This is a genomic window from Serratia bockelmannii, from assembly GCF_051803255.1.
GTDB lineage: Bacteria > Pseudomonadota > Gammaproteobacteria > Enterobacterales > Enterobacteriaceae > Serratia > Serratia bockelmannii.
Genome location: NZ_CP196512.1, coordinates 1,044,912 through 1,065,499, shown reverse-complemented (window position 1 = coordinate 1,065,499; position 20,588 = coordinate 1,044,912). Strand labels below are relative to the sequence as shown.

22 protein-coding genes are annotated in these 20,588 nt (G+C 60.6%); 9 read left to right on the top strand and 13 right to left on the bottom strand.

From position 1 onward, the window contains the following. Entirely contained in the window at positions 1-1,365 is a 1,365-nt protein-coding gene (locus ACSJLU_RS05035; protein ID WP_025301760.1) for an MFS transporter, read from the top strand. Between the two features lie 34 nt (positions 1,366-1,399). Here the strand turns inward: ACSJLU_RS05035 and ACSJLU_RS05030 are convergent, their stop codons facing one another. Beyond that, positions 1,400-1,891 carry a YajQ family cyclic di-GMP-binding protein gene (locus tag ACSJLU_RS05030; RefSeq protein WP_025301759.1) on the bottom strand — a complete coding sequence of 164 codons (492 nt, stop codon included), beginning with the start codon at positions 1,889-1,891 and terminating at the stop codon, positions 1,400-1,402. 182 nt (positions 1,892-2,073) lie between these two features. Between ACSJLU_RS05030 and panE the strand changes: the two genes are divergently transcribed. Beyond that, a complete protein-coding gene (gene panE / locus ACSJLU_RS05025) occupies positions 2,074-2,985 on the top strand; it encodes a 2-dehydropantoate 2-reductase (RefSeq protein ID WP_342096685.1) in 912 nt (303 codons plus the stop codon). Then, a complete protein-coding gene (yajL, locus tag ACSJLU_RS05020) occupies positions 2,948-3,538 on the top strand; it encodes a protein deglycase YajL (RefSeq protein ID WP_342096686.1) in 591 nt (196 codons plus the stop codon). Before panE ends, yajL begins: the two co-directional genes overlap by 38 nt. A 66-nt stretch (positions 3,539-3,604) precedes the next feature. Here the strand turns inward: yajL and thiI are convergent, their stop codons facing one another. Continuing rightward, positions 3,605-5,053: a tRNA uracil 4-sulfurtransferase ThiI gene (gene thiI / locus ACSJLU_RS05015; protein ID WP_043135640.1), complete on the bottom strand. Its 1,449-nt coding sequence runs from the start codon at positions 5,051-5,053 to the stop codon at positions 3,605-3,607. Positions 5,054-5,213: 160 nt separating this feature from the next. Between thiI and xseB the strand changes: the two genes are divergently transcribed. The 4 genes from xseB (at position 5,214) to ACSJLU_RS04995 (ending at position 9,385) form a co-directional block, all read left to right on the top strand. Beyond that, positions 5,214-5,477 carry an exodeoxyribonuclease VII small subunit gene (gene xseB, locus ACSJLU_RS05010; protein ID WP_025301755.1) on the top strand — a complete coding sequence of 88 codons (264 nt, stop codon included), beginning with the start codon at positions 5,214-5,216 and terminating at the stop codon, positions 5,475-5,477. 5 nt (positions 5,478-5,482) lie between these two features. Then, positions 5,483-6,403 carry a (2E,6E)-farnesyl diphosphate synthase gene (gene ispA / locus ACSJLU_RS05005; protein ID WP_060432551.1) on the top strand — a complete coding sequence of 307 codons (921 nt, stop codon included), beginning with the start codon at positions 5,483-5,485 and terminating at the stop codon, positions 6,401-6,403. A 34-nt stretch (positions 6,404-6,437) separates the two neighbouring features. Beyond that, complete coding sequence (gene dxs / locus ACSJLU_RS05000; protein WP_025301753.1) at positions 6,438-8,303, top strand: 1-deoxy-D-xylulose-5-phosphate synthase; 1,866 nt, start codon at positions 6,438-6,440, stop codon at positions 8,301-8,303. Positions 8,304-8,410: 107 nt separating this feature from the next. After that, complete coding sequence (locus tag ACSJLU_RS04995) at positions 8,411-9,385, top strand: aldo/keto reductase (protein ID WP_147823674.1); 975 nt, start codon at positions 8,411-8,413, stop codon at positions 9,383-9,385. 32 nt (positions 9,386-9,417) lie between these two features. On the opposite strand, the gene pgpA is transcribed toward ACSJLU_RS04995, so the two are convergent. From pgpA to nrdR, 6 genes are all read right to left on the bottom strand, one after another. After that, entirely contained in the window at positions 9,418-9,912 is a 495-nt protein-coding gene (gene pgpA, locus ACSJLU_RS04990; protein ID WP_004940382.1) for a phosphatidylglycerophosphatase A, read from the bottom strand. After that, positions 9,905-10,897 carry a thiamine-phosphate kinase gene (gene thiL / locus ACSJLU_RS04985; protein WP_043135634.1) on the bottom strand — a complete coding sequence of 331 codons (993 nt, stop codon included), beginning with the start codon at positions 10,895-10,897 and terminating at the stop codon, positions 9,905-9,907. Before thiL ends, pgpA begins: the two co-directional genes overlap by 8 nt. A gap of 51 nt (positions 10,898-10,948) precedes the next feature. After that, positions 10,949-11,365 carry a transcription antitermination factor NusB gene (gene nusB, locus ACSJLU_RS04980; protein WP_004940384.1) on the bottom strand — a complete coding sequence of 139 codons (417 nt, stop codon included), beginning with the start codon at positions 11,363-11,365 and terminating at the stop codon, positions 10,949-10,951. 20 nt (positions 11,366-11,385) lie between these two features. Beyond that, positions 11,386-11,856: a 6,7-dimethyl-8-ribityllumazine synthase gene (gene ribH, locus ACSJLU_RS04975; RefSeq protein WP_004940385.1), complete on the bottom strand. Its 471-nt coding sequence runs from the start codon at positions 11,854-11,856 to the stop codon at positions 11,386-11,388. Between the two features lie 107 nt (positions 11,857-11,963). Beyond that, the gene (gene ribD, locus ACSJLU_RS04970; protein WP_025301750.1) at positions 11,964-13,073 is read right to left on the bottom strand and encodes a bifunctional diaminohydroxyphosphoribosylaminopyrimidine deaminase/5-amino-6-(5-phosphoribosylamino)uracil reductase RibD; all 1,110 of its coding nucleotides are present in this window, start codon (positions 13,071-13,073) and stop codon (positions 11,964-11,966) included. 10 nt (positions 13,074-13,083) lie between these two features. Next, positions 13,084-13,533 carry a transcriptional regulator NrdR gene (nrdR, locus tag ACSJLU_RS04965; protein WP_004940387.1) on the bottom strand — a complete coding sequence of 150 codons (450 nt, stop codon included), beginning with the start codon at positions 13,531-13,533 and terminating at the stop codon, positions 13,084-13,086. Positions 13,534-13,709: 176 nt separating this feature from the next. On the opposite strand from nrdR, the gene ACSJLU_RS04960 reads away from it, so the two are divergent. After that, on the top strand, positions 13,710-14,270 hold the full coding sequence (locus tag ACSJLU_RS04960) for a DUF3251 domain-containing protein (RefSeq protein ID WP_025301749.1): 561 nt from the start codon (positions 13,710-13,712) through the stop codon (positions 14,268-14,270). A gap of 64 nt (positions 14,271-14,334) precedes the next feature. On the opposite strand, the gene secF is transcribed toward ACSJLU_RS04960, so the two are convergent. The 5 genes from secF to queA form a co-directional block, all read right to left on the bottom strand. Next, positions 14,335-15,303 carry a protein translocase subunit SecF gene (secF, locus tag ACSJLU_RS04955; RefSeq protein WP_004940389.1) on the bottom strand — a complete coding sequence of 323 codons (969 nt, stop codon included), beginning with the start codon at positions 15,301-15,303 and terminating at the stop codon, positions 14,335-14,337. A 10-nt stretch (positions 15,304-15,313) separates the two neighbouring features. Continuing rightward, entirely contained in the window at positions 15,314-17,161 is a 1,848-nt protein-coding gene (gene secD, locus ACSJLU_RS04950; RefSeq protein ID WP_004940390.1) for a protein translocase subunit SecD, read from the bottom strand. 24 nt (positions 17,162-17,185) lie between these two features. Then, a complete protein-coding gene (gene yajC, locus ACSJLU_RS04945) occupies positions 17,186-17,518 on the bottom strand; it encodes a preprotein translocase subunit YajC (protein ID WP_004940391.1) in 333 nt (110 codons plus the stop codon). 33 nt (positions 17,519-17,551) lie between these two features. Further along, complete coding sequence (tgt, locus tag ACSJLU_RS04940; protein ID WP_016928877.1) at positions 17,552-18,676, bottom strand: tRNA guanosine(34) transglycosylase Tgt; 1,125 nt, start codon at positions 18,674-18,676, stop codon at positions 17,552-17,554. Positions 18,677-18,748: 72 nt separating this feature from the next. Next, entirely contained in the window at positions 18,749-19,819 is a 1,071-nt protein-coding gene (queA, locus tag ACSJLU_RS04935) for a tRNA preQ1(34) S-adenosylmethionine ribosyltransferase-isomerase QueA (protein WP_033651079.1), read from the bottom strand. Positions 19,820-19,939: 120 nt separating this feature from the next. Between queA and ACSJLU_RS04930 the strand changes: the two genes are divergently transcribed. Next, positions 19,940-20,521: an ACP phosphodiesterase gene (locus ACSJLU_RS04930; protein ID WP_025301748.1), complete on the top strand. Its 582-nt coding sequence runs from the start codon at positions 19,940-19,942 to the stop codon at positions 20,519-20,521. Positions 20,522-20,588 lie beyond the last annotated feature (67 nt).

The following is a 20,588-nucleotide window of genomic DNA, read 5'->3' as shown; positions in this document are numbered from 1 at the left end:
GTGAACGATAATTCAATGACCCCGCAGGAGCGCCGCGCCACCTGGGGATTGGGCACCGTATTCTCCCTGCGCATGCTCGGCATGTTTATGGTACTGCCGGTGCTGACCACCTACGGCATGGCGCTCAACGGCGCCAGCGAAGCGCTGATCGGCATCGCCATCGGCATTTACGGCCTGGCACAGGCGGTATTTCAGATCCCGTTCGGCCTGGTGTCCGATCGCATAGGCCGCAAGCCGCTGATCGTCGGCGGCCTACTGATCTTTGCCCTCGGCAGCGTGATCGCCGCCGTCACTGACTCTATCTGGGGCGTGATCCTCGGCCGCGCGTTGCAAGGCTCCGGCGCCATCGCCGCCGCGGTAATGGCGCTGCTCTCCGATCTGACCCGCGAGCAGAACCGCACCAAAGCGATGGCGTTCATCGGCGTCAGCTTCGGTATCACCTTCGCCATCGCCATGGTTCTGGGCCCCATCATCACCCATGCCTTGGGCCTGCATGCGTTGTTCTGGATGATCGCCGTGCTGGCGCTGGCCGGCATCGTCATCACTCTGGCAGTAGTACCTTCCGCCGATACCCATCTGCTGAACCGCGAGTCCAGCATCGTGCGCGGCAGCTTCCGCAAAGTGCTGAGCAACTCGCGCCTGCTGAAGCTCAACTTCGGCATCATGTGCCTGCATATCCTGCTGATGTCGAGCTTCGTGGCGCTGCCGCTAGCGATGGAGAAAGCCGGGCTGGCGGCCAGCGAACACTGGATCGTCTACCTGGTGACCATGCTGGTGTCGTTCGCCGCCGTGGTGCCGTTCATCATCTATGCCGAAAAATATCGCCGCATGAAGCAGGTGTTTATGGGCTGCGTGGCGGTGCTGTTTTGCGCCGAAGTGCTGCTGTGGCTCTCCGGCGCTCATCTATGGGGCATCATCGCCGGCGTGCAGCTGTTCTTCATGGCCTTCAACGTGATGGAAGCCATTCTGCCTTCACTGATCAGCAAAGAATCACCGGCCGGCTACAAGGGCACCGCGATGGGGGTCTACTCCACCAGCCAGTTTATCGGCGTGGCGATCGGCGGCAGCCTCGGAGGCTGGCTGTACGGTTTGCAGGGGGCGGGCTTGGTGTTTATCGCCGGCGCCGTGCTGGCCGCAGTCTGGTTCCTGGTCAGCAGCACCATGAAAGAGCCGCCGTATGTCAGCAGCCTGCGCATTACGCTGTCGGAACTGGCGGTGAAGGATTCGGCGCTGGAAAGCCGCCTGAAGGCACAGCCCGGTGTGGCCGAGGCGATCGTCGTGCCGGAAGAGCGCAGCGCCTACGTCAAGGTGGATACTAAGCAGACCAATCGCGGTCAGCTGGAAGCGCTGGTCAATTCGCTGTAAAGAATCAGGGCCGGCAATGCCGGCCCCGTAGAGATTAATCGCGGAAGTTCTTGAACTGGAACGGCTGCCCCAGATCGCCGCCGCGCACCAGCGCCATCACGCTCTGCAAATCGTCGCGTGACTTGCCGGTCACCCGTACTTCTTCACCCTGGATCTGCGCCTGCACCTTCAGCTTGCTGTCTTTGATCAGCTTGACGATTTTCTTCGCCACAGAGGTTTCAATCCCCTGCTTCAGCTTGGCTTCCACGCTGTAGGTTTTGCCGCTGTGGGTAAACTCTTCCGGGATCTCCAGCGCAGCGCCGTCGATGCTGCGCTTGCTCAGCTTTTCGCGCAGAATGTCGAGCAGCTGTTGCACCTGGAAATCAGACTCGGTGGCAACCTTGATGCTTTGGTCTTTCTCGTTTAGCTCAAAGCTGGCCGGCACGTTGCGAAAATCCCAGCGGGTACCGAGATCGCGGGTAGCGTTCTCAACGGCGTTACGCACTTCCTGCATATCAATTTCGGAAACGATGTCGAAAGATGGCATACTTCTTCCTCCTGAATGAGTGCCTAATAGCTTAGGCGATTTTGATGCCGAGCATGATAACCGCTTTGCCGCCTCAGACAAAATCTGCTGAACGCACGCAGGGATAGCGCTTCGGGCTGCCATAAAGCCTATAGTTAATTCACGGTAATTGAGCGGTATTCCCGTGTTTCCAAGGAGACTGAATGAAAATAACCATTCTTGGTTGCGGCGCGCTCGGACAACTGTGGCTCTCCCGGCTGTATCAGCAGGGCCACGATGTACAGGGATGGCTAAGAGTGCCACAGCCTTTTTGCGCAGTGAACGTGATAGAGCCGGAAGGCGTCTCGTTCAATCGCAATTTGCCCACCAACGATCCGGAGCATCTTGCGCAAAGCGAGCTGCTGCTGGTGACGCTAAAAGCCTGGCAGGTGTCCAGCGCGGTCAGCACGCTGCTGCCGAAGCTGAACCCCCACTGTGCTATTTTGCTGCTGCACAACGGCATGGGCACCCAGGAAGAGCTGCCGCCGAACGGCCAGCCGATCCTGCAGGGCACCACCACCCACGCTGCGCGCCACGAAGGCAGCACCATTATCCACGTCGCCACCGGCATCACTCACATCGGCCCAACCTCGCCGGCCGCCCAACACCTCAGCCACCTGGCGGAAGTGCTGCATCAGGCGCTGCCTGACGTCGCCTGGCACAACAATATCGCCTCGGCCAACTGGCGCAAGCTGGCGGTCAACTGCGTGATCAACCCGCTGACGGCGCTGTACGGCTGCCGCAACGGCGACCTGCAGCGTTACCCGGAACAGATCGAAACGCTGTGCCGTGAAGTCGCCAGCGTGATGGCGATGGAGGGCTACCACACCTCCTGTGAAGGCCTGATGCAATACGTGATGGACGTGATCCACAGCACCGCCGACAACATTTCGTCGATGCTGCAGGACATCCGCAGCCAGCGGCACACCGAGATCGACTACATCACCGGTTACCTGCTGCGCCGCGCGCGCAGCCACGGCCTCACGCTGCCGGAGAATGCGCGGCTGTTTGAATTGATTAAACGAAAGGAAAATGAATATGAGCGTATCGGCGCTGGTCTGCCTGGCACCTGGTAGCGAAGAAACCGAAGCCGTCACCGCCATCGATCTGCTGGTGCGGGCGGGCGTAAAAGTCACTACCGCCAGCGTTGCCGGCGACGGCGAGCTGACTATCGTCTGTTCGCGCGGCGTCAAGCTGCTGGCCGACGCGCCGCTGGTGGCGATCGTCGATGAGCCGTTCGACGCCATCGTGCTGCCCGGCGGCCTGAAAGGCGCGGAATGCTTCCGCGACAGCCCGCTGCTGGTGGAGAAGGTGCGGCAAATGCATCTGCAGGGCAACATCGTCGCCGCCATCTGCGCGGCGCCGGCGCTGGTGCTGCAACACCACTATCTGTTCCCGATCGGCAACATGACCGGCTTCCCGGGCCTGAAAGACCAGATACCGGCGGATAAATGGATGGAGCGCCGCGTGGTGTACGATGCCCGCGTCAACCTGCTCACCAGCCAGGGGCCGGGCACCGCGATGGAGTTCGCGCTGAAGCTGATAGACCTGCTGCTTGGTAAAGCCAAGGCGGCGGAGATCGCCGCGCAGCTGGTGCTGATCCCGGGGATGTACGACTTCCGCGACTGAGCGGCTTGCCGATAAAAAAAGGGCTGAACATCGGTTCAGCCCTTCTCGTTGATGCCGCTCCGTGCGTTACGGGCGATAAACCTTCACGTTGTTGAAGCCCTGCTCCAACAGGTACAGCGCCTGCAGGCGGCTCATCACGCCGCGCTCGCAGTACAGCAGGTAGGTTTTGCTCTGGTCCAGATTACCAAACTGGGTGCTCAGCTTGTAGAACGGCAGCGCTTTCACTTCAACCTGTTCCAGCTGCAGCGGTTTCTCTTCCTGCTCGTCGTTGGAGCGGATATCCAGGATCACCTCGTCGGCGCCAAAGGCCGCGACGGTTTCCACCTCGGTCACCTGTTCCTGCGTCTGTTCGGCGATAGAGCGGATATCAACGTTCTTCGCCTCGCTCACCACGCGGTCAAGAATGCTGAAATCGAAGTGGCTCTCTTCCTCTTCGATCTTGGCCTTGACGGCTTTTACCGTCGGGCTCTTCGAAATCACACCGCAATATTCCGGCATGGTTTTGGCGAAGTCTTCAGTGCCGATTTCGCGCGCCAGCTTGATGATGTGCTCTTTATCGTGCGAGATCAGCGGACGCAGGATCAAGGTATCGGACGCATTGTCGATCAAGCGCAGGTTGGTCAGCGTCTGGCTGGAGACCTGCCCCAGCGCCTCACCGGTCACCAGCGCCTGCACGCCGTAGCGTTCGGCCACTTGCGAAGCGGCGCGCACCATCATGCGCTTGAGCACCACGCCCATCTGGCCGTCGTCGACCTTCTCCAGGATCTCGCCCACCACCGGCTCGAAGTCGATAGCGACGAAGCGCACCTTGTGCGAACTGGCGAAGCGATTCCAGAGATAATGTGCCACCTGCTTCACGCCGATCTCGTGCGCAGCGCCGCCCAGGTTGAAGAAGCAGAAGTGCACGCGGCAACCGCGACGCATCAACATATAGCTGGAGACGCCCGAGTCGAAACCGCCGGAAATCAACGACAGTACGTCTTCCTGGGTGCCGACCGGGTAACCACCGATGCCTTCGAGGCGGCGTTTGACCAGCATCAGCTTGTCGTCTTCAATCTCCAGATTTACCGTGACCTGCGGGCGGCTAAGGTTAACGCGCGCGCTCTCGATATGCTGGTTCAGGCCGCCGCCGACGTAGCGCTCTACGTCCTGCGAATTGAACGCCTGCTTGCCGCGGCGCTTGACGCGCACGCAGAAGGTTTTGCCTTCCAACTGGGCGCGGTAGGCTTCCAGCGTCTGCTCGAAGATGTGGTGGATGTCGGTATAAGCGCGGTCTTCCACTTCCAAAATATGGTGGATGCCGGGAATGCGCGTCAGGGCGTCGGCGATGATCGGCCGCTGGTTTTCATCTTTGGCGCGAACTTCGATATGATCCCAGTGACGGACGACCGCCAGCGTTTCATCATACTGCTTCAGGACGTTGCGAATATTGGTCGAGAGAATCTTGATAAAGCGCAAGCGCACAGATTGGCTCTTGATGGTGATTTCCGGGAACAATTTAATGATAAACTTCATGGCGGTCTTTGTTGTCAGATAAGAATTACGGCGCGGAGTATATCACCATATCGCCGTGCTCTGCGCACAAAACCACACATGAGCGCCATGATTTGCTAATCAAGATCCGCTAGGATAGGCTCTGGCGCCACGGTTCACATGATGACGTAAAAAGAAAATTATGCCGAAAAAACCAGCACAATCAGCCAGTACAGAGCAAACTGCCAGCTTTGAAAGCGCCCTCGGCGAGCTGGAAAGCATCGTGACGCGTCTGGAGTCAGGCGAATTGCCGCTGGAAGACGCGCTGAACGAGTTCGAACGTGGCGTACAGCTGGCGCGTCAAGGCCAGCAGAAACTGCAACAGGCGGAACAGCGTGTGCAGATACTCCTTAACGACAGCGCCGACGATGCGGCGCTGACGCCTTTTACACCGGATACCGAGTAACCGACATGTCTGAGATCGCCCCATCGGCCGCTTTTGCCGATCAAATGCAGATTTTCCGCCAGCGTGCCGATCGCGCGCTGTTGGACTTCATCGCCCCGCTGCCGTTCAACGACGGCAACATGGTGGCGGCGATGCGTCACGGCGCCTTGCTGGGCGGCAAGCGCCTGCGGCCGTTCCTGGTCTACACCACCGGCCAGATGTTCGGCGTGTCGCTGACCAACCTGGACGCGCCGGCGGCAGCGGTGGAATGCATACACGCCTACTCGCTGATCCACGACGATCTGCCGGCGATGGACGACGACGATCTGCGCCGCGGCCAGCCGACCTGCCACATTAAATTCGGCGAAGCCAACGCGATCCTGGCCGGCGATGCGCTGCAAACGCTGGCGTTTTCGATCCTGGCCGATGCCGAAATGCCTGACGTGGCGTTGCGCGATCGGCTGGCGATGGTCTCCGAACTGGCGACCGCCAGCGGCGTAGCCGGCATGTGCGGCGGCCAATCACTGGATCTGGAAGCCGAAGGCAAGCGCGTCGATCTGCAGGCGCTAGAGCAGATCCACCGCCACAAAACCGGCGCGCTGATCCGCGCGGCGGTGCGCTTGGGCGCGCTGAGCGCCGGCGAAGCCGGGCGAGCGGCGCTGCCGCAGCTGGATCGTTACGCCGCCGCGGTCGGCCTGGCGTTCCAGGTTCAGGATGACATTTTGGACGTTGTCGGCGAGACTGAGAAAATCGGCAAGCGCCAGGGAGCGGACCAACAACACGGAAAGAGTACCTACCCGGCGTTACTCGGGCTTGACAGCGCGAAAGCAAAAGCGTGGGATCTCTATCAGGAAGCATTAGCTGCATTGGACACTTTGGCAGCGCAATCTTATAACACAGCGCCATTGCGAGCGTTAGCCAGCTTCATTATTGAACGCGACAATTAACGTGTGACGTTAACTCCTCTGATATGAGTATCGAATGAGTCTTGATATAGCCAAATACCCAACCCTGGCGCTAGCGGAAAACCCCGAGGAACTCCGCTCGCTGCCCAAAGAGAGCTTGCCGAAGCTGTGCGATGAGCTGCGGCAATACCTGCTGAACAGCGTCAGTCGTTCCAGCGGCCACTTTGCCTCCGGGCTGGGTACCGTCGAACTGACGGTGGCGTTGCATTTCGTCTACAACACGCCGTTCGATCATCTGGTGTGGGACGTCGGCCACCAGGCCTACCCGCACAAAATTCTGACCGGTCGTCGCGACCGCATCGCCACCATTCGGCAAAAGAACGGCCTGCATCCGTTCCCGTGGCGCGCCGAAAGCGAATACGACGTGCTGTCGGTCGGCCACTCATCGACCTCGATCAGCGCCGGCCTCGGCATGGCGGTGGCGGCAGAGCGTGAAGGCAAAGGCCGCCGCACGGTGTGTGTGATCGGCGACGGCGCCATTACCGCCGGCATGGCGTTCGAAGCGATGAACCACGCCGGCGACATCAATCCGGACATGCTGGTGGTGCTGAACGACAACGAGATGTCGATCTCGGAAAACGTCGGCGCGCTGAACAATCACCTGGCGCAGCTGCTGTCCGGCAAGCTTTACTCCACCCTGCGCGAAGGCGGCAAGAAAGTGCTGGCCGGCGTGCCGCCGATCAAGGAGCTGGTGAAACGCACCGAAGAGCACCTGAAAGGCATGGTGGTGCCGGGTACGCTGTTCGAAGAGCTGGGCTTCAACTACATCGGCCCGGTAGACGGGCACGACGTACAGGGCCTGGTCGCCACGTTGAAAAACATGCGCGATCTGAAAGGCCCACAGCTGTTGCACATCATGACCAAGAAAGGCCGTGGTTACGCGCCGGCGGAGAAGGATCCGATCAGCTTCCACGCGGTGCCGAAGTTCGATCCCGCCAGCGGCACGCTGCCGAAAAGCGCCGGAGGTCTGCCGACCTATTCGAAAATCTTCGGCGACTGGCTGTGTGAAACCGCCGCCAAAGACAGCTCGCTGATGGCGATCACGCCGGCGATGCGCGAAGGCTCCGGCATGGTGCAGTTCTCTCGCGACTACCCGCAGCAATATTTCGACGTGGCGATCGCCGAGCAGCACGCGGTCACTTTCGCCGCCGGGCTGGCGATCGGCGGCTACAAGCCGGTGGTGGCGATCTATTCCACCTTCCTGCAACGCGCCTACGATCAGCTGATCCATGATGTGGCGATCCAAAACCTGCCGGTGATGTTCGCCATCGATCGCGGCGGCATCGTCGGCGCCGACGGCCAGACCCATCAGGGGGCGTTCGATCTGTCGTTCATGCGCTGCATCCCGACCATGGTGATCATGACGCCAAGCGACGAGAACGAATGCCGGCAGATGCTGTATACCGGCTATCACTATAACGATGGCCCGAGCGCCGTGCGCTATCCGCGCGGCACCGGCACCGGCGCTGCGCTGGAGCCGCTCAGCCTGCTGCCGATCGGCAAAGGCGTGGTGCGCCGTCAGGGGGAAAAGATCGCCATTCTCAACTTCGGCACCCTGCTGCCGGAGGCCGCGCAAGCGGCGGAAGCGCTCAACGCCACGCTGGTCGACATGCGCTTCGTCAAACCGCTGGACGAGCAGTTGGTGCTCGAACTGGCCGCCAGCCATGAAACGCTGGTCACGCTGGAAGAGAACGCGATCATGGGCGGCGCCGGTAGCGGCGTTAACGAACTGCTGATGGCCAAACGCCGCCCGGTGCCGGTGCTGAACCTCGGCCTGCCGGACAGCTTCGTCTCGCAGGGCAGCCAGGAAGAGCTGCGTGCCGATCTGGGGCTGGACGCCGCCGGCATTCAGCGCCAAATCGAAACCTGGCTGGCGCAGTAATCAGCCCCCGCGCCTGAAAAAACGCCTCCGCCCTCGGGGGCGTTTTCGTTTCCGCCCTTCGGGATCCGCGCTACAGTTACTGTCTGAGCTGTGAATGGGAGGCAAGCATGAAGTACCTAAAACTGGGCAACACCGATCTGAACGTCTCGCGCATCTGCCTGGGTTGCATGACCTACGGCGAACCGAACCGCGGCAATCACGCCTGGACGCTGCCTGAAGAGAGTAGCCGTCCGCTGCTGAAACAGGCGCTGGAAGCCGGCATCAACTTTTTCGACACCGCCAACAGCTATTCCGACGGCAGCAGCGAGGAGATCCTCGGCCGGGCGCTGCGCGACTATGCGCGCCGCGAGGAGGTGGTGATCGCCACCAAGGTGTATTTCCCGCTGAGCAACCTGGAGCGCGGTTTGTCGCGCGCCAAGATCATGCAATCCATCGACGACAGCCTGCGGCGCCTGGGCACCGACTATGTCGATTTGCTGCAAATCCATCGCTGGGATTACGAAACGCCGCTGGAAGAGACGCTGGAAGCGCTGCACGACGTGGTGAAAGCCGGTAAGGCGCGATACATCGGCGCCTCCTCGATGTACGCCTGGCAGTTCGCCAAAGCGCTGTATACCGCCGATCTGCACGGCTGGACGCGCTTCGTCAGCATGCAGGATCAATACAACCTGATCCAGCGCGAAGAAGAGCGCGAGATGCACCCGCTGTGCGCCGCCGAAGGCATCGCCGTGCTGCCGTGGAGCCCGCTGGCGCGCGGCCGCCTGACCCGCCCCTGGGGCGAAACCACCGCGCGGCTGGTTTCCGACCAGTTCGGCAAGAGCCTGTACGAGGAAACCGAAGGCATTGACGCCATTATCGCCGAGCGCGTCGCCAGCCTCGCCGACGAACGCGGCGTGCCACGCGCGCAGATCGCGCTGGCCTGGCTGCTGAACAAGCCGGCAGTCAGCGCGCCGATCGTCGGCGCTTCGCGCAGCGAACAGCTGGACGACGCCATCGCCGCAGTCGATTTGAGTTTGTCGCCGCAAGAGGTGGCGGAACTGGAGACGGCTTACGTGCCGCATCGGGTGACAGGGTTTGAATAAAGAGAAGCGGGCGCGAAGAAGCGCGCCCGTTGTCAGAACAGCCCGATCGGCCAGTGGTGCCCAATCAGGTAGATGATGCCGGCGGACAGCACGCCGGCGATAATATCGTCGACCATAATACCCATGCCGCCATGCACGTTGCGGTCGAACCAGCGGATCGGCCACGGCTTCCACATATCCAGAATGCGGAAGATGACGAAACCGGCGGCGACCCAGCGCCAATCGTTGACCGGCAACGCCATCAGCGTGATCCACATGCCGACGAACTCGTCCCAGACGATGCTGCCGTGATCGTGCACCTTCATGTCTTTTGCCGTGCGATGGCAAATATAGACACCGATGCAAATGCTGAACATCACCGCCAGCGAGTAAAGCTGCCACGGCAGTTGGATCAGCAGCAGCCAGAACGGGATCGCCGCCAGCGATCCCATGGTGCCCGGCATCACCGGCGACAAACCGCTGCCAAAACCGGTGGCCAGCAGGTGCCATGGATTGCTCATCCGCAGCCGGCGCTTGGCTTCATCCATCGGTGCCCGGCTCCGCGTTGAAATGATCGAAGCCGGCCCAGTCCAGCTCTACCGCCTCATCGTCGCGATAATAGCGAATACCTTCAGACAGCGGGCCAATTTGGCCGATACAGGTGTAGTCGGCTCCGAGGTGGCTCAGCGCCACTTCCAGCGCACCGCGGTTGATCTCCGGCACGGTGAAGCACAGCTCGTAATCTTCGCCGCCCGCCAGCGCCCAACGCAGCGCCTGCTCGGCATCGGCGTGGCTGCTCAGCGCCTGCGACATCGGCAGCTCGTCCAGTACGATGCGTGCGCCACAGTCGCTGGCCTTCAGGATATGCTTCAGATCGGAAATCAGGCCATCGGAGATGTCGATCGCCGAGCTGGCCAGATCGCGCAGCGCCTGCCCCTGCAACACCCGCGGCTGCGGCCGCAGATGACGAGCGACCAGATAATCGCGCGCCGCCGCATCCGTCACCGCCAGGCGATCCTGCAGGATCGCCAGACCGGCGGCGCTGTCGCCCAGCGTGCCGGTCACATAGATCCAGTCGCCGATGCGCGCGCCGCTGCGGGTCAGCGCCCGGCCGGCCGGGATCAGCCCCTGAATGGTCAACGTCATGCTCAGCGGGCCGCGCGTGGTATCGCCGCCAATCAGCTGCATGCCGTAATAGTTGAGCTGATCGAACAGGCTGTCGCTGAAGGCCTTCAGCCACGGCTCGTTCACCTCCGGCAGGGTCAGGGCCAGCGAGAGCCACGCAGGATCGGCGCCCATCGCCGCCAGATCGCTCAGATTGACCGCCAGCGCCTTGTAACCGAGATCGGCCGGATCGATGTCCGGCAGGAAGTGAATGCCCGCCACCAGTGTATCGGTACTGACGGCCACCAGCTGTTTTTCCGGCACTGCCAGCAGTGCGCAGTCATCTCCAATGCCCAACTGTACATCCCGGCGCACGCGCTTAAACCGGTCAAAATAGCGGGCAATGAGGTCAAATTCGCCGCATGCCATATCGATATTCCACTAGAAGAAATTAAGGCCGGGAATGCCGGCCTTAATGTTTTACTTTTTCTTGCGAAGGGTTGGCGCCACTTTATCCAGCACCCCGTTCACAAACTTGTGGCTGTCTTCCGCGCCGAAGGTTTTCGCCAGCTCGATCGCTTCGTTAATCGCCACCTTATAAGGGACATCCTCGCGCATTTTCAGTTCAAACAGCGCGACGCGCAGCACCGCGCGCTCCACCTGGCCCAGCTCTTCGAGCTGACGCGACAGGTAAGGCGCCATCAGTTCGTCCAGCATACCTGCATTCACTGCCGCGCCGGACAGCAACTCGCGAAAATAGGCGACGTCAACATCTTTGACATCCTGCTCCGTCAGGAACTGGTGTTCAACATCGGCAAGGTCGTTTTTAGACAACTGCCAAGAGTAAAGCGCTTGAACAGCGCACTCACGAGCGCGGCGACGAGCAGCAGGTTTCACGGAATTCCCCTTAACTAAATTCAGGCTTTAATAGCTTTGATAACATTAATCATTTCAAGTGCGGTCAGCGCGGCTTCAGCGCCCTTGTTGCCCGCTTTGGTGCCGGCGCGTTCGATCGCCTGTTCGATGCTTTCGGTGGTCAGCACGCCAAAGGCAACCGGTATTTCGGCATTCATCGCAACGTTGCCGATGCCGGAGCTGGCTTCGCCCGCTACATATTCGAAGTGCGCGGTGCCCCCACGGATAACGGTGCCCAGCGCGATAACCGCGTCGTATTTGCCGGTTTTGGCCAATACGCTCGCCGTCAGCGGCAGCTCGTAAGCGCCCGGGACCCAGACAACGGTGATGTTGTCGTCAGCAACCTGACCAATGCGTTTCAGCGCGTCGATAGCACCTTCCAGCAGGCTGTCGTTGATGAAATTGTTAAAACGTGCAATTGCGATCGCCACACGGGCATTTGGAGTAGCAACAACACCTTCGATAACTTTCATGGGCTTTCCTTAAAAATGGGTTCAATACCCCGCAGGGGGGCGGATTCTATCATATTCTTTCATCGCCTGCGCGGCGCTTTTGTAAAACCGGCGCGCGGGCGCGAGATTCAGTGTTTCGCTCGCAGGCGCAAACGCAGATCGGGGCCAACCTGACGCACGTCACTAAAGACGAATTCCGGCGCGTCGGCCAGCCGTTCCAGGCCCGGCAGATGACACAGGCCACGGCCATTATCGCCCAACAGTTTCGGCGCGATGTACAAAATGAGCTCATCCACCAGGCCAGCCTGCAGCAGCGCGCCGGCCAGCGTTGCGCCCGCCTCTACCCAGATTGAATTCACCTGGCGCTTGGCCAACAGCATCATCATCACCACCAGATCGATGCCGCCGCCGTGCGCCGGGCAGATAAACTGTTCGACCTCTTGCGGCCAGGCCTGTTCATCCGCCTGCAGGCGCGCCAGCCAGGTAGCGCCCGGCTGCTGCACCACGCGGTGCTGCGGGGTAATGCGATTTTGGCTGTCGAGCAGGATGCGCAGCGGCTGGCGCAGATTTTCGCGCGGATAGAGGCGCTGCGTCTCGGCGTCCAGCTCATCCCAACGCACCGTCAGCGACGGATCGTCCGCCAGCACGGTGGCGCTGGTGCTGAGAATGGCGGCGCTCTGCGCGCGCAGGCGCTGCACGTCCTGACGCGCTTCGGGTGAGGTGATCCACTGGCTTTCGCCGGAGGCCATCGCCGTGCGGCCGTCCAGCGACGCGCCCAGCTTCAGCTGCACATAGGGGAAACCGGTGCGCATGCGTTTGAGGAAGCCCAGGTTGACCGCTTCGGCCTCGGCCAGCATCAGGCCATGACGGACTTCGACGCCGGCTTGCTGCAGCTTGTACAAGCCGCGCCCCGCCACCTGAGGATTGGGATCTTGCATCGCCGCGACCACCCGCGTCACGCCGGCGGCCACCAGCGCATCGGCGCAGGGCGGCGTGCGGCCGTGGTGACTGCACGGTTCGAGCGTGACATAGGCAGTGGCGCCGCGCGCCTTGTCGCCCGCCATGCGCAGCGCGTGCACTTCCGCATGCGGCTCGCCGGCGCGCAGATGATAGCCTTCACCGACAATTTCGCCGTCGCGCACGATAACGCAGCCGACGTTCGGATTGGGCGCGGTGGTGAAACGCCCCAGCCGCGCCAGTTCGAAGGCGCGCGCCATGTAAAATTCGTCGTGATGCATGAAAGATCCTTTAGTCTTGCAGGCGGGCAATCTCTTCACCGAACTCGCGCACGTCTTCGAAGCTGCGATACACCGACGCGAAGCGAATGTAGGCCACCTTATCCAGCTTTTTCAGCGCGTCCATCACCAGATTGCCGACTAACTTGGTCGGCACTTCGCGTTCGCCGGTGGCGCGCAGTTGGGATTTGATATGATTAAGGGCGTTTTCCACATCGTCCGAGCTGACCGGGCGCTTTTCCAGCGCTTTCAGCATGCCGCGACGCAGTTTGTCTTCGTTGAACGGCTCGCGCACCTCATCGCTTTTAATCACTCGCGGCATCACCAGCTCGGCCACCTCGAAGGTGGTGAAGCGTTCATTGCATACCAGACACTGGCGGCGGCGGCGCACTTGCGAACCGTCCCCCACCAGGCGGGAATCGATGACTTTGGTATCAACGGCGGCGCAGAAAGGGCAATGCATAACACGTCCTGATAAACGTTTTTTATAGATAAATGCAGTTTAACCCGAAGTGCAGCCACAACAAAGGGCGGCGGCCATTTGTTGCGACAGGCGGCGGGAAGGTGGCAGCGATATGACTTTCACCACTATGCGGACTAAGCTTGATAGCAGGAGACTCAGCATAGGAAATCGCCGTCATGACAACCTGTTACCCTAAAATCGCCCTGCTCGCCGCCGCCATTTTGCTGGCGGGCTGCGCGCACAACACCGCCGTGCCTCAGCTGCGCCATCAGGTCGCCGCGCTGAACCAGAAAGTGAGCGTACTGACCGACCAAACCACCGCACTAGAGCGGCAGAATTTGCTCAATCAGCACTCCGACAATGGCGTCTACCTGCTGCCGGCGGCTCGAAGCGCTGCCCGTTTGCAGAGCAGCATCGGCGAACTGAGCGTTTCGCTGAGCCACATCAAGAGCGAGGCCAACGGCACGCAGGCGCAGCTGCATGTGCGCATCCTCTCACAGGCTACGCTGCCGCCGTTCAACGCGGTGGTGGAATGGGGTCAACTGGATGAGGCCACCGGCCGGCCGCTGACCGCCGAAGCACTGTCGCAACCGATCGCCAGCGCCGACTCGCTGCTGCCGAAACCCGGTCAGGACTTCGAGCTACGCTTCAGCGGCCTGACGCCGGAACAGCTCGGCTATATCCGTCTGCACAGTCTGGTGGCCACCGCCCAACCGGCGGTGGTGCAGCAACGCTGAAACCCAAAGCAAAAAAAAGGAGCGCCATTGGCGCTCCTTCTCATTTCGCTGAATACTGCGGCGGTTAAGGCAGAATTGAAGGCTGATCCGCGCCCTCTTTTTCCACTTTTTGCTGCAGCATGTGCTCGCGTTTCATCCCCAGCTTCAACGCCAGCGCGGACGCGACGTAGATGGAGGAAACGGTACCGATCGACACGCCGATCAGCATCGCCAGCGAGAAGCCTTGCAGCATCGCGCCACCGAAGATGTACAGCATCAGCACCACCATCAGGGTAGTACCGGAAGTCATCAGCGTACGGCTCAGCGTCTGGGTCAACGACACGTTCATGATCTCGTAAGGCGTACCGCGGCGGATCTTGCGGAAGTTCTCACGAATACGGTCGGAGACCACGATGCTGTCGTTCAGCGAGTAACCGATAACCGACATCAGGGAAGCGACGATGGTCAGGTCAATCTCGATGTGGAACAGCGACAGCACGCCCAACGTGATGATCACGTCGTGCGCCAGCGCGATAACCGCCCCCAGCGCCAGGCGCCATTCGAAGCGGAAACCGACGTAGATCAGGATACAGATCAACGCCACCAGCAGCGCCATGCCGCCGGTTTGCGCCAGCTCGCTGCCCACGCTCGGGCCGACGAACTCGATGCGCTTCACGGTGGCGTTTTTATCCACCGAGTCGTTGATCACGCCGATCACCTTGTTGCCCAGTTCCTGGCCTGCGGTGCCGGTCGCCGGTGGCATGCGCACCATCACGTCGCGGCTGCTGCCGAAGTTCTGGATGATCGGATCCTGGAACCCGGCCTTCTCCAGCGTATCGCGCATCAGGTCAAGGTTAGCCGGCTTCTCCAGGTTGATTTCAATCACCGTACCGCCGGTGAAATCCAGACCCCAGTTAAACCCGCGCACCGACATGGTGACGATCGACGCGACCAACAGCAGCAACGAGATGCCGAAGGCCAAATAGTCCCAGCGCATAAAGTCGTAGACTTTACGGCCGTAGTTGAGTTGCTCAACAGTATAATCCTGTGCCACAACGCACTCCTCAGATAGACAGCTTGTTAATGCGTTTGCCGCCGTAAAGCAGGTTGACGATGGCACGGGTACCGACAATCGCGGTGAACATGGACGTCGCCACACCGATCGCGGTGGTGATCGCAAAGCCTTTGATCGAACCGGTGCCGACTGCGTACAGGATGACCGCGGTGATCAGCGTGGTGATGTTGGCGTCGACGATACTGGAGAACGCGCCTTTATAGCCCTCATGGATTGCCTGCTGAACGGACCGGCCATTCTTCAGCTCTTCCTTGATACGTTCGTTAATCAGTACGTTGGCGTCGACCGCCACCGCCAGCGTCAACACGATCCCGGCAATGCCCGGCATGGTCAGCGTCGCCCCCGGCAACAGGGACATCACGCCGACGATCAGCACCAGGTTGGCGACCAGCGCCGTGGTGGCGATCACGCCGAACTTACGGTACCAGACCACCATGAAGACGATGGACGCCACCAGGCCCCACAGACAGGCTTCCAGACCTTGGGTAATGTTCTGCTGACCCAGGGTTGGACCGATGGTGCGCTCTTCAACGATCTGAATCGGCGCGATCAGCGCACCCGCACGCAACAGCAGCGAAAGCTGACGCGCTTCGTTCGGGTTGCCGATACCGGTGATGCGGAAGCTGTTGCCCAGACGCGACTGAATGTTCGCCACGTTGATCACTTCTTCCTGTTTCACCAGCACCGCACGGCCGTTGGCGTCTTTCTTACCGCTGTCCTTATACTCCACGAACAGGGTCGCCATCGGCTTGCCGATGTTGTCCTTGGTGAAGTTGGACATCGACGTGCCGCCGGCGCTATCCAGCGAGATGTTAACCTGCGGCTGGTTGTATTCGTCGGTGCTCGAGGTGGAGTCGGTGATGTGGTCACCGGTCAGGATCACGCGCTTGTACAGCACGATCGGCTGGCCGTCGCGGGTATATTTCACCTCGGAATCGCCCGGCACGCGGCCGTTGGCCGCCGCGGTGGCGTCCGCATTGGTGTTCACCAGACGGAATTCGAGGGTCGCGGTGGCGCCCAGAATTTCTTTGGCGCGCGCGGTGTCCTGAATGCCCGGCAGCTCGACCACGATGCGGTCGGCGCCCTGGCGCTGCACCAGCGGTTCGGCGACGCCGAGCTGGTTGACGCGGTTACGCAGGATAGTGATGTTCTGCTGGACGGCGTATTCACGCGCTTCGCTCAGACGGGCGTCCGTCAGGTTCGCTTTCATGGTGTTGGCGCCGTTGGCGGACAGCACCAGATCGCGCTGACGCGGGCCGATGTAGCTGATGGCCTGGTCGCGAGCCGCATCGTCACGGAAGCGAACTTCCACGCCGTTGTTGTCCAGCTTGCGGATAGACGCGTAAGGAATGCCCTTCTCGCGCAGCTCGCTGCGCAGGGTATCCATGGTCTGTTCCTGCAGCTTGCTCAACGCGGTGTCCATGTCCACTTCCATCAGGAAGTGCACGCCGCCGCGCAGGTCCAGGCCGAGTTTCATCGGTTCTGCGCCCAGCATGGCCAGCCAGGTCGGCGTGGCCGGCGCCAGGTTCAGCGCCACGACGAATTTGTCACCCAGCTCGGTCACCAGCGCTTCGCGGGCGCGCAGCTGAACGTCAGGATCTTTAAAGCGAGCCAGGATAGCGCCATTTTCCAGCGCAATCGACTTGCTCGCGATGTTGTCTTTTTCTAATACGGTACGGACCTGGTCCAGCGTAGTTTCACTGGCGGCGACGCCGCGCGCGCCAGTGATTTGTACGGCCGGATCCTCACCGTAGATGTTGGGAAGCGCATAAAGCAGACCGACGAGGATCACGACGATCAACATCAGATACTTCCACAAAGGATAACGGTTTAGCACGGCAATTCCCTTCGGGAAAAAAGATTACAGGGCCTTCATGGTACCTTTCGGCAGAACGGCCGCCACGAAGTCACGCTTGATCATCACTTCCGTGGTGTCGTTCAGCGCGATGGCGATGATGCCGGTGTCGGCCACTTTGGTCACACGACCGATCAGGCCGCCGGTGGTCAGCACTTCGTCGCCTTTACCGATGGAGTCCATCAGCTTCTTGTGATCTTTCGCGCGTTTCTGCTGTGGGCGCAGGATCATGAAGTAGAAGATCAGGCCGAACACCACCAGCATAATGATCAGAGAGTACGGGCTTCCCTGAGCCGGAGCCCCTGCGGATGCGACGGCGTCAGAAATGAAAAAGCTCATTGAAATTCCCTCATTAAGTTATCAATTATTAGATCAAGCGTTTAAAGGCGGAATCGGCTTGCCGATCCGACCATAGAAATCCGCAACAAACTGCTCTAATTTACCCTCTTCGATAGCCTGGCGTAAACCCGCCATCAGGCGCTGGTAGTGACGCAGGTTATGAATTGTGTTCAGTCGAGCACCCAATATTTCGTTGCAACGGTCGAGATGGTGCAAGTAGGCGCGGCTGTAATGGCGACACGTGTAGCAATCACAGTCCTTATCCAGCGGAGAAGTATCATCCTTGTGCTTGGCATTACGGATTTTTACCACACCGTCAGTCACGAACAAATGGCCGTTGCGGGCGTTGCGGGTCGGCATGACGCAGTCGAACATGTCGATGCCGCGGCGCACGCCTTCCACCAAATCTTCCGGCTTGCCGACGCCCATCAAATAGCGTGGCTTATCTTCCGGAATTTGCGGGCAAACGTGTTCAAGAATGCGATGCATATCCTCTTTCGGCTCGCCTACAGCCAAGCCGCCCACAGCGTACCCGTCAAAGCCGATATCCACCAGCCCTTTGACGGAAACATCACGTAAATCTTCGTAAACGCCGCCCTGAATGATGCCGAACAGCGCATTTTTATTTTCCAGCTCGTCGAAACGCTGGCGGCTGCGCTGCGCCCAACGCAGCGACATTTCCATCGAACGCTTGGCGTAGTCCCAGTCGGCCGGGTACGGCGTGCATTCGTCGAAGATCATCACGATGTCGGAACCCAGGTCATACTGGATTTCCATCGATTTTTCCGGGCTCAGGAACACCTTGTCGCCGTTGATCGGGTTGCGGAAGTACACGCCTTCCTCTTTGATCTTGCGCATCGCCCCCAGGCTGAACACCTGAAAACCGCCGGAGTCGGTGAGGATCGGGCCCGGCCACTGCATGAAATCATGCAGATCGCCGTGCAGCTTCATGATCTCCTGGCCAGGGCGCAGCCACAGGTGGAAGGTGTTGCCCAGCAGGATCTGCGCGCCGGTTTCTTTCACTTCTTCCGGCGTCATGCCCTTGACCGTGCCGTAGGTGCCGACCGGCATAAAGGCCGGGGTTTCCACCACGCCGCGGTCGAAAATCAGGCGGCCGCGGCGTGCGCGGCCATCGGTAGTTTGTAGTTCGTACTTCACAAAGCCTCCAGCATCAGAGAAACAGTCTGATGTCGTTGAAACGGGGCCGCGCCGTGGGCGCAGCCCGGGAAATTAACCGCCGACGGACTCGTTTTCCGCCTGCGGATTACGGCTGATGAACATCGCATCGCCATAGCTGAAAAAGCGGTACTGCTCGGCCACCGCCTGCTGATAGGCGTTCATGGTATTTTTGTAGCCGGCGAAGGCCGACACCAGCATGATCAAGGTCGATTCCGGCAGGTGGAAATTGGTCACCAGCGCGTCGATCACCTGGTAGTGATAGCCCGGATAGATAAAGATGCTGGTGTCGCCGAAGAACGGCGCAATCAGCGCCTCTTTGCTGGCCGCAGCGGCGCTTTCCAGCGAACGCACCGAGGTGGTGCCCACCGCCACGACGCGCTTGCCGCGCGCTTTGCAGGCCAGTACCGCATCCACCACCTCCTGCGGCACTTCGGCGTATTCGGCGTGCATCACGTGATCTTCGATGGTTTCCACGCGCACCGGCTGGAAGGTGCCGGCGCCGACGTGCAGCGTCACGAACGCCATTTCCACGCCTTTGGCGCGCAGCGCCGCCAGCAGCGGTTCGTCGAAGTGCAGGCCGGCGGTCGGCGCGGCGACCGCGCCCGGTTTCTCGCTGTAGACCGTCTGATACAGCTCACGGTCGGCGTCTTCATCCGGGCGAGCGATATAAGGCGGCAGCGGCATGTGGCCGGCCGCGTTGAGAAGGGTGAATACATCGCGTTCGTCGTTGAAGCGCAGCTCGAACAGCGTCTCGTGGCGCGCCACCATGGTAGCGGCGATGCTCTCATCATCCCCCAACAGCAGCTCGGCGCCCGGCTTGGGCGCTTTCGACGCGCGCACGTGCGCCAGCACGCGATGGTCGTCCAGCACGCGCTCCACCAGCACTTCTATCTTGCCACCGCTGACCTTGCGGCCGAACATGCGCGCCGGGATCACGCGGGTATTGTTGAACACCAGCAGGTCGCCGGCTTCCAGCTTATCCAGCAGATCGGTGAATACGCCGTGCGTCAGCGCCCCGCTCGGCCCGTCCAGCTGCAGCAGGCGGCATGCGCTGCGCTCGGCCTGGGGATAGTGGGCAATCAGGGATTCGGGAAGTTCAAACGAAAAATCAGCGACGCGCATGGGTATTCACTTCTTCAATTTATGGCTGGTTGGTAAAAAACAGGCGGCCTAGTCTAAAGCCGGGGGCGGTCAGCGGCAAGAAATAAGGAGGATTTGCCTGACTTCGGGTATAGTTGAGGGATGAATTTTCTCGCTCATCTTCACCTGGCCATGCTGGCGGACAGCTCGCTGCTGGGCAACCTGCTGGCCGATTTCGTGCGTGGCAACCCCGCCGCCGACTACCAGCCCGACGTGGTGGCCGGCATCATGATGCACCGTCGCGTCGACGTGCTGACCGACAGCCTGCCGCAGGTCAAAGCCTGCCGCGACTATTTCAGCGCCCCCTACCGCCGCGTGGCGCCGATCACCCTCGACGTGGTGTGGGACCATTTTTTGGCGCGCCACTGGCAGCAGTTGGAGCCCTCACGCGACCTGCACCAGTTTACCCAGGAAGCCCGCAGCCAGATCGAACCTTACCTGCCGCTCACGCCGCCACGCTTTCAGAACCTGAACGGCTATCTGTGGCCGGAACGCTGGCTGGAACGCTACGCCGAATTGCCGTTCATCGCCCGGGTATTGCAGGGCATGGCCAGCCGCCGTCCGCGCCTCGATGCCCTGGCAGGCTCGTTCGCCGACGTCGAGCGACACTATCATCAGCTTGAAACACAATTCTGGCAGTTTTATCCACAAATGATGCAGCAGGCGAAGGAAAAAACGCTCTGAGGTCAAGCTCAAGCGTTTGAAATTGCAGCGCCTTGCAAGAATTTACGCTTTGCCGCTTGCCCTTTTG

Excerpts from the sequence above, each read along its gene's own strand:
- panE (WP_342096685.1), top strand. The coding sequence starts at position 2,074 with ATGAAAATAACCATTCTTGGTTGCGGCGCGCTCGGACAACTGTGGCTC.
- nrdR (WP_004940387.1), bottom strand. The coding sequence starts at position 13,533 with ATGCATTGCCCTTTCTGCGCCGCCGTTGATACCAAAGTCATCGATTCC.
- yajL (WP_342096686.1), top strand. The coding sequence starts at position 2,948 with ATGAGCGTATCGGCGCTGGTCTGCCTGGCACCTGGTAGCGAAGAAACC.
- ACSJLU_RS04960 (WP_025301749.1), top strand. The coding sequence starts at position 13,710 with ATGACAACCTGTTACCCTAAAATCGCCCTGCTCGCCGCCGCCATTTTG.
- ACSJLU_RS04995 (WP_147823674.1), top strand. The coding sequence starts at position 8,411 with ATGAAGTACCTAAAACTGGGCAACACCGATCTGAACGTCTCGCGCATC.
- thiL (WP_043135634.1), bottom strand. The coding sequence starts at position 10,897 with ATGGCATGCGGCGAATTTGACCTCATTGCCCGCTATTTTGACCGGTTT.
- dxs (WP_025301753.1), top strand. The coding sequence starts at position 6,438 with ATGAGTCTTGATATAGCCAAATACCCAACCCTGGCGCTAGCGGAAAAC.
- ribD (WP_025301750.1), bottom strand. The coding sequence starts at position 13,073 with ATGCATCACGACGAATTTTACATGGCGCGCGCCTTCGAACTGGCGCGG.
- ribH (WP_004940385.1), bottom strand. The coding sequence starts at position 11,856 with ATGAAAGTTATCGAAGGTGTTGTTGCTACTCCAAATGCCCGTGTGGCG.
- xseB (WP_025301755.1), top strand. The coding sequence starts at position 5,214 with ATGCCGAAAAAACCAGCACAATCAGCCAGTACAGAGCAAACTGCCAGC.
- pgpA (WP_004940382.1), bottom strand. The coding sequence starts at position 9,912 with ATGGATGAAGCCAAGCGCCGGCTGCGGATGAGCAATCCATGGCACCTG.
- yajC (WP_004940391.1), bottom strand. The coding sequence starts at position 17,518 with ATGAGCTTTTTCATTTCTGACGCCGTCGCATCCGCAGGGGCTCCGGCT.
- thiI (WP_043135640.1), bottom strand. The coding sequence starts at position 5,053 with ATGAAGTTTATCATTAAATTGTTCCCGGAAATCACCATCAAGAGCCAA.
- ACSJLU_RS04930 (WP_025301748.1), top strand. The coding sequence starts at position 19,940 with ATGAATTTTCTCGCTCATCTTCACCTGGCCATGCTGGCGGACAGCTCG.
- queA (WP_033651079.1), bottom strand. The coding sequence starts at position 19,819 with ATGCGCGTCGCTGATTTTTCGTTTGAACTTCCCGAATCCCTGATTGCC.
- ACSJLU_RS05030 (WP_025301759.1), bottom strand. The coding sequence starts at position 1,891 with ATGCCATCTTTCGACATCGTTTCCGAAATTGATATGCAGGAAGTGCGT.
- ispA (WP_060432551.1), top strand. The coding sequence starts at position 5,483 with ATGTCTGAGATCGCCCCATCGGCCGCTTTTGCCGATCAAATGCAGATT.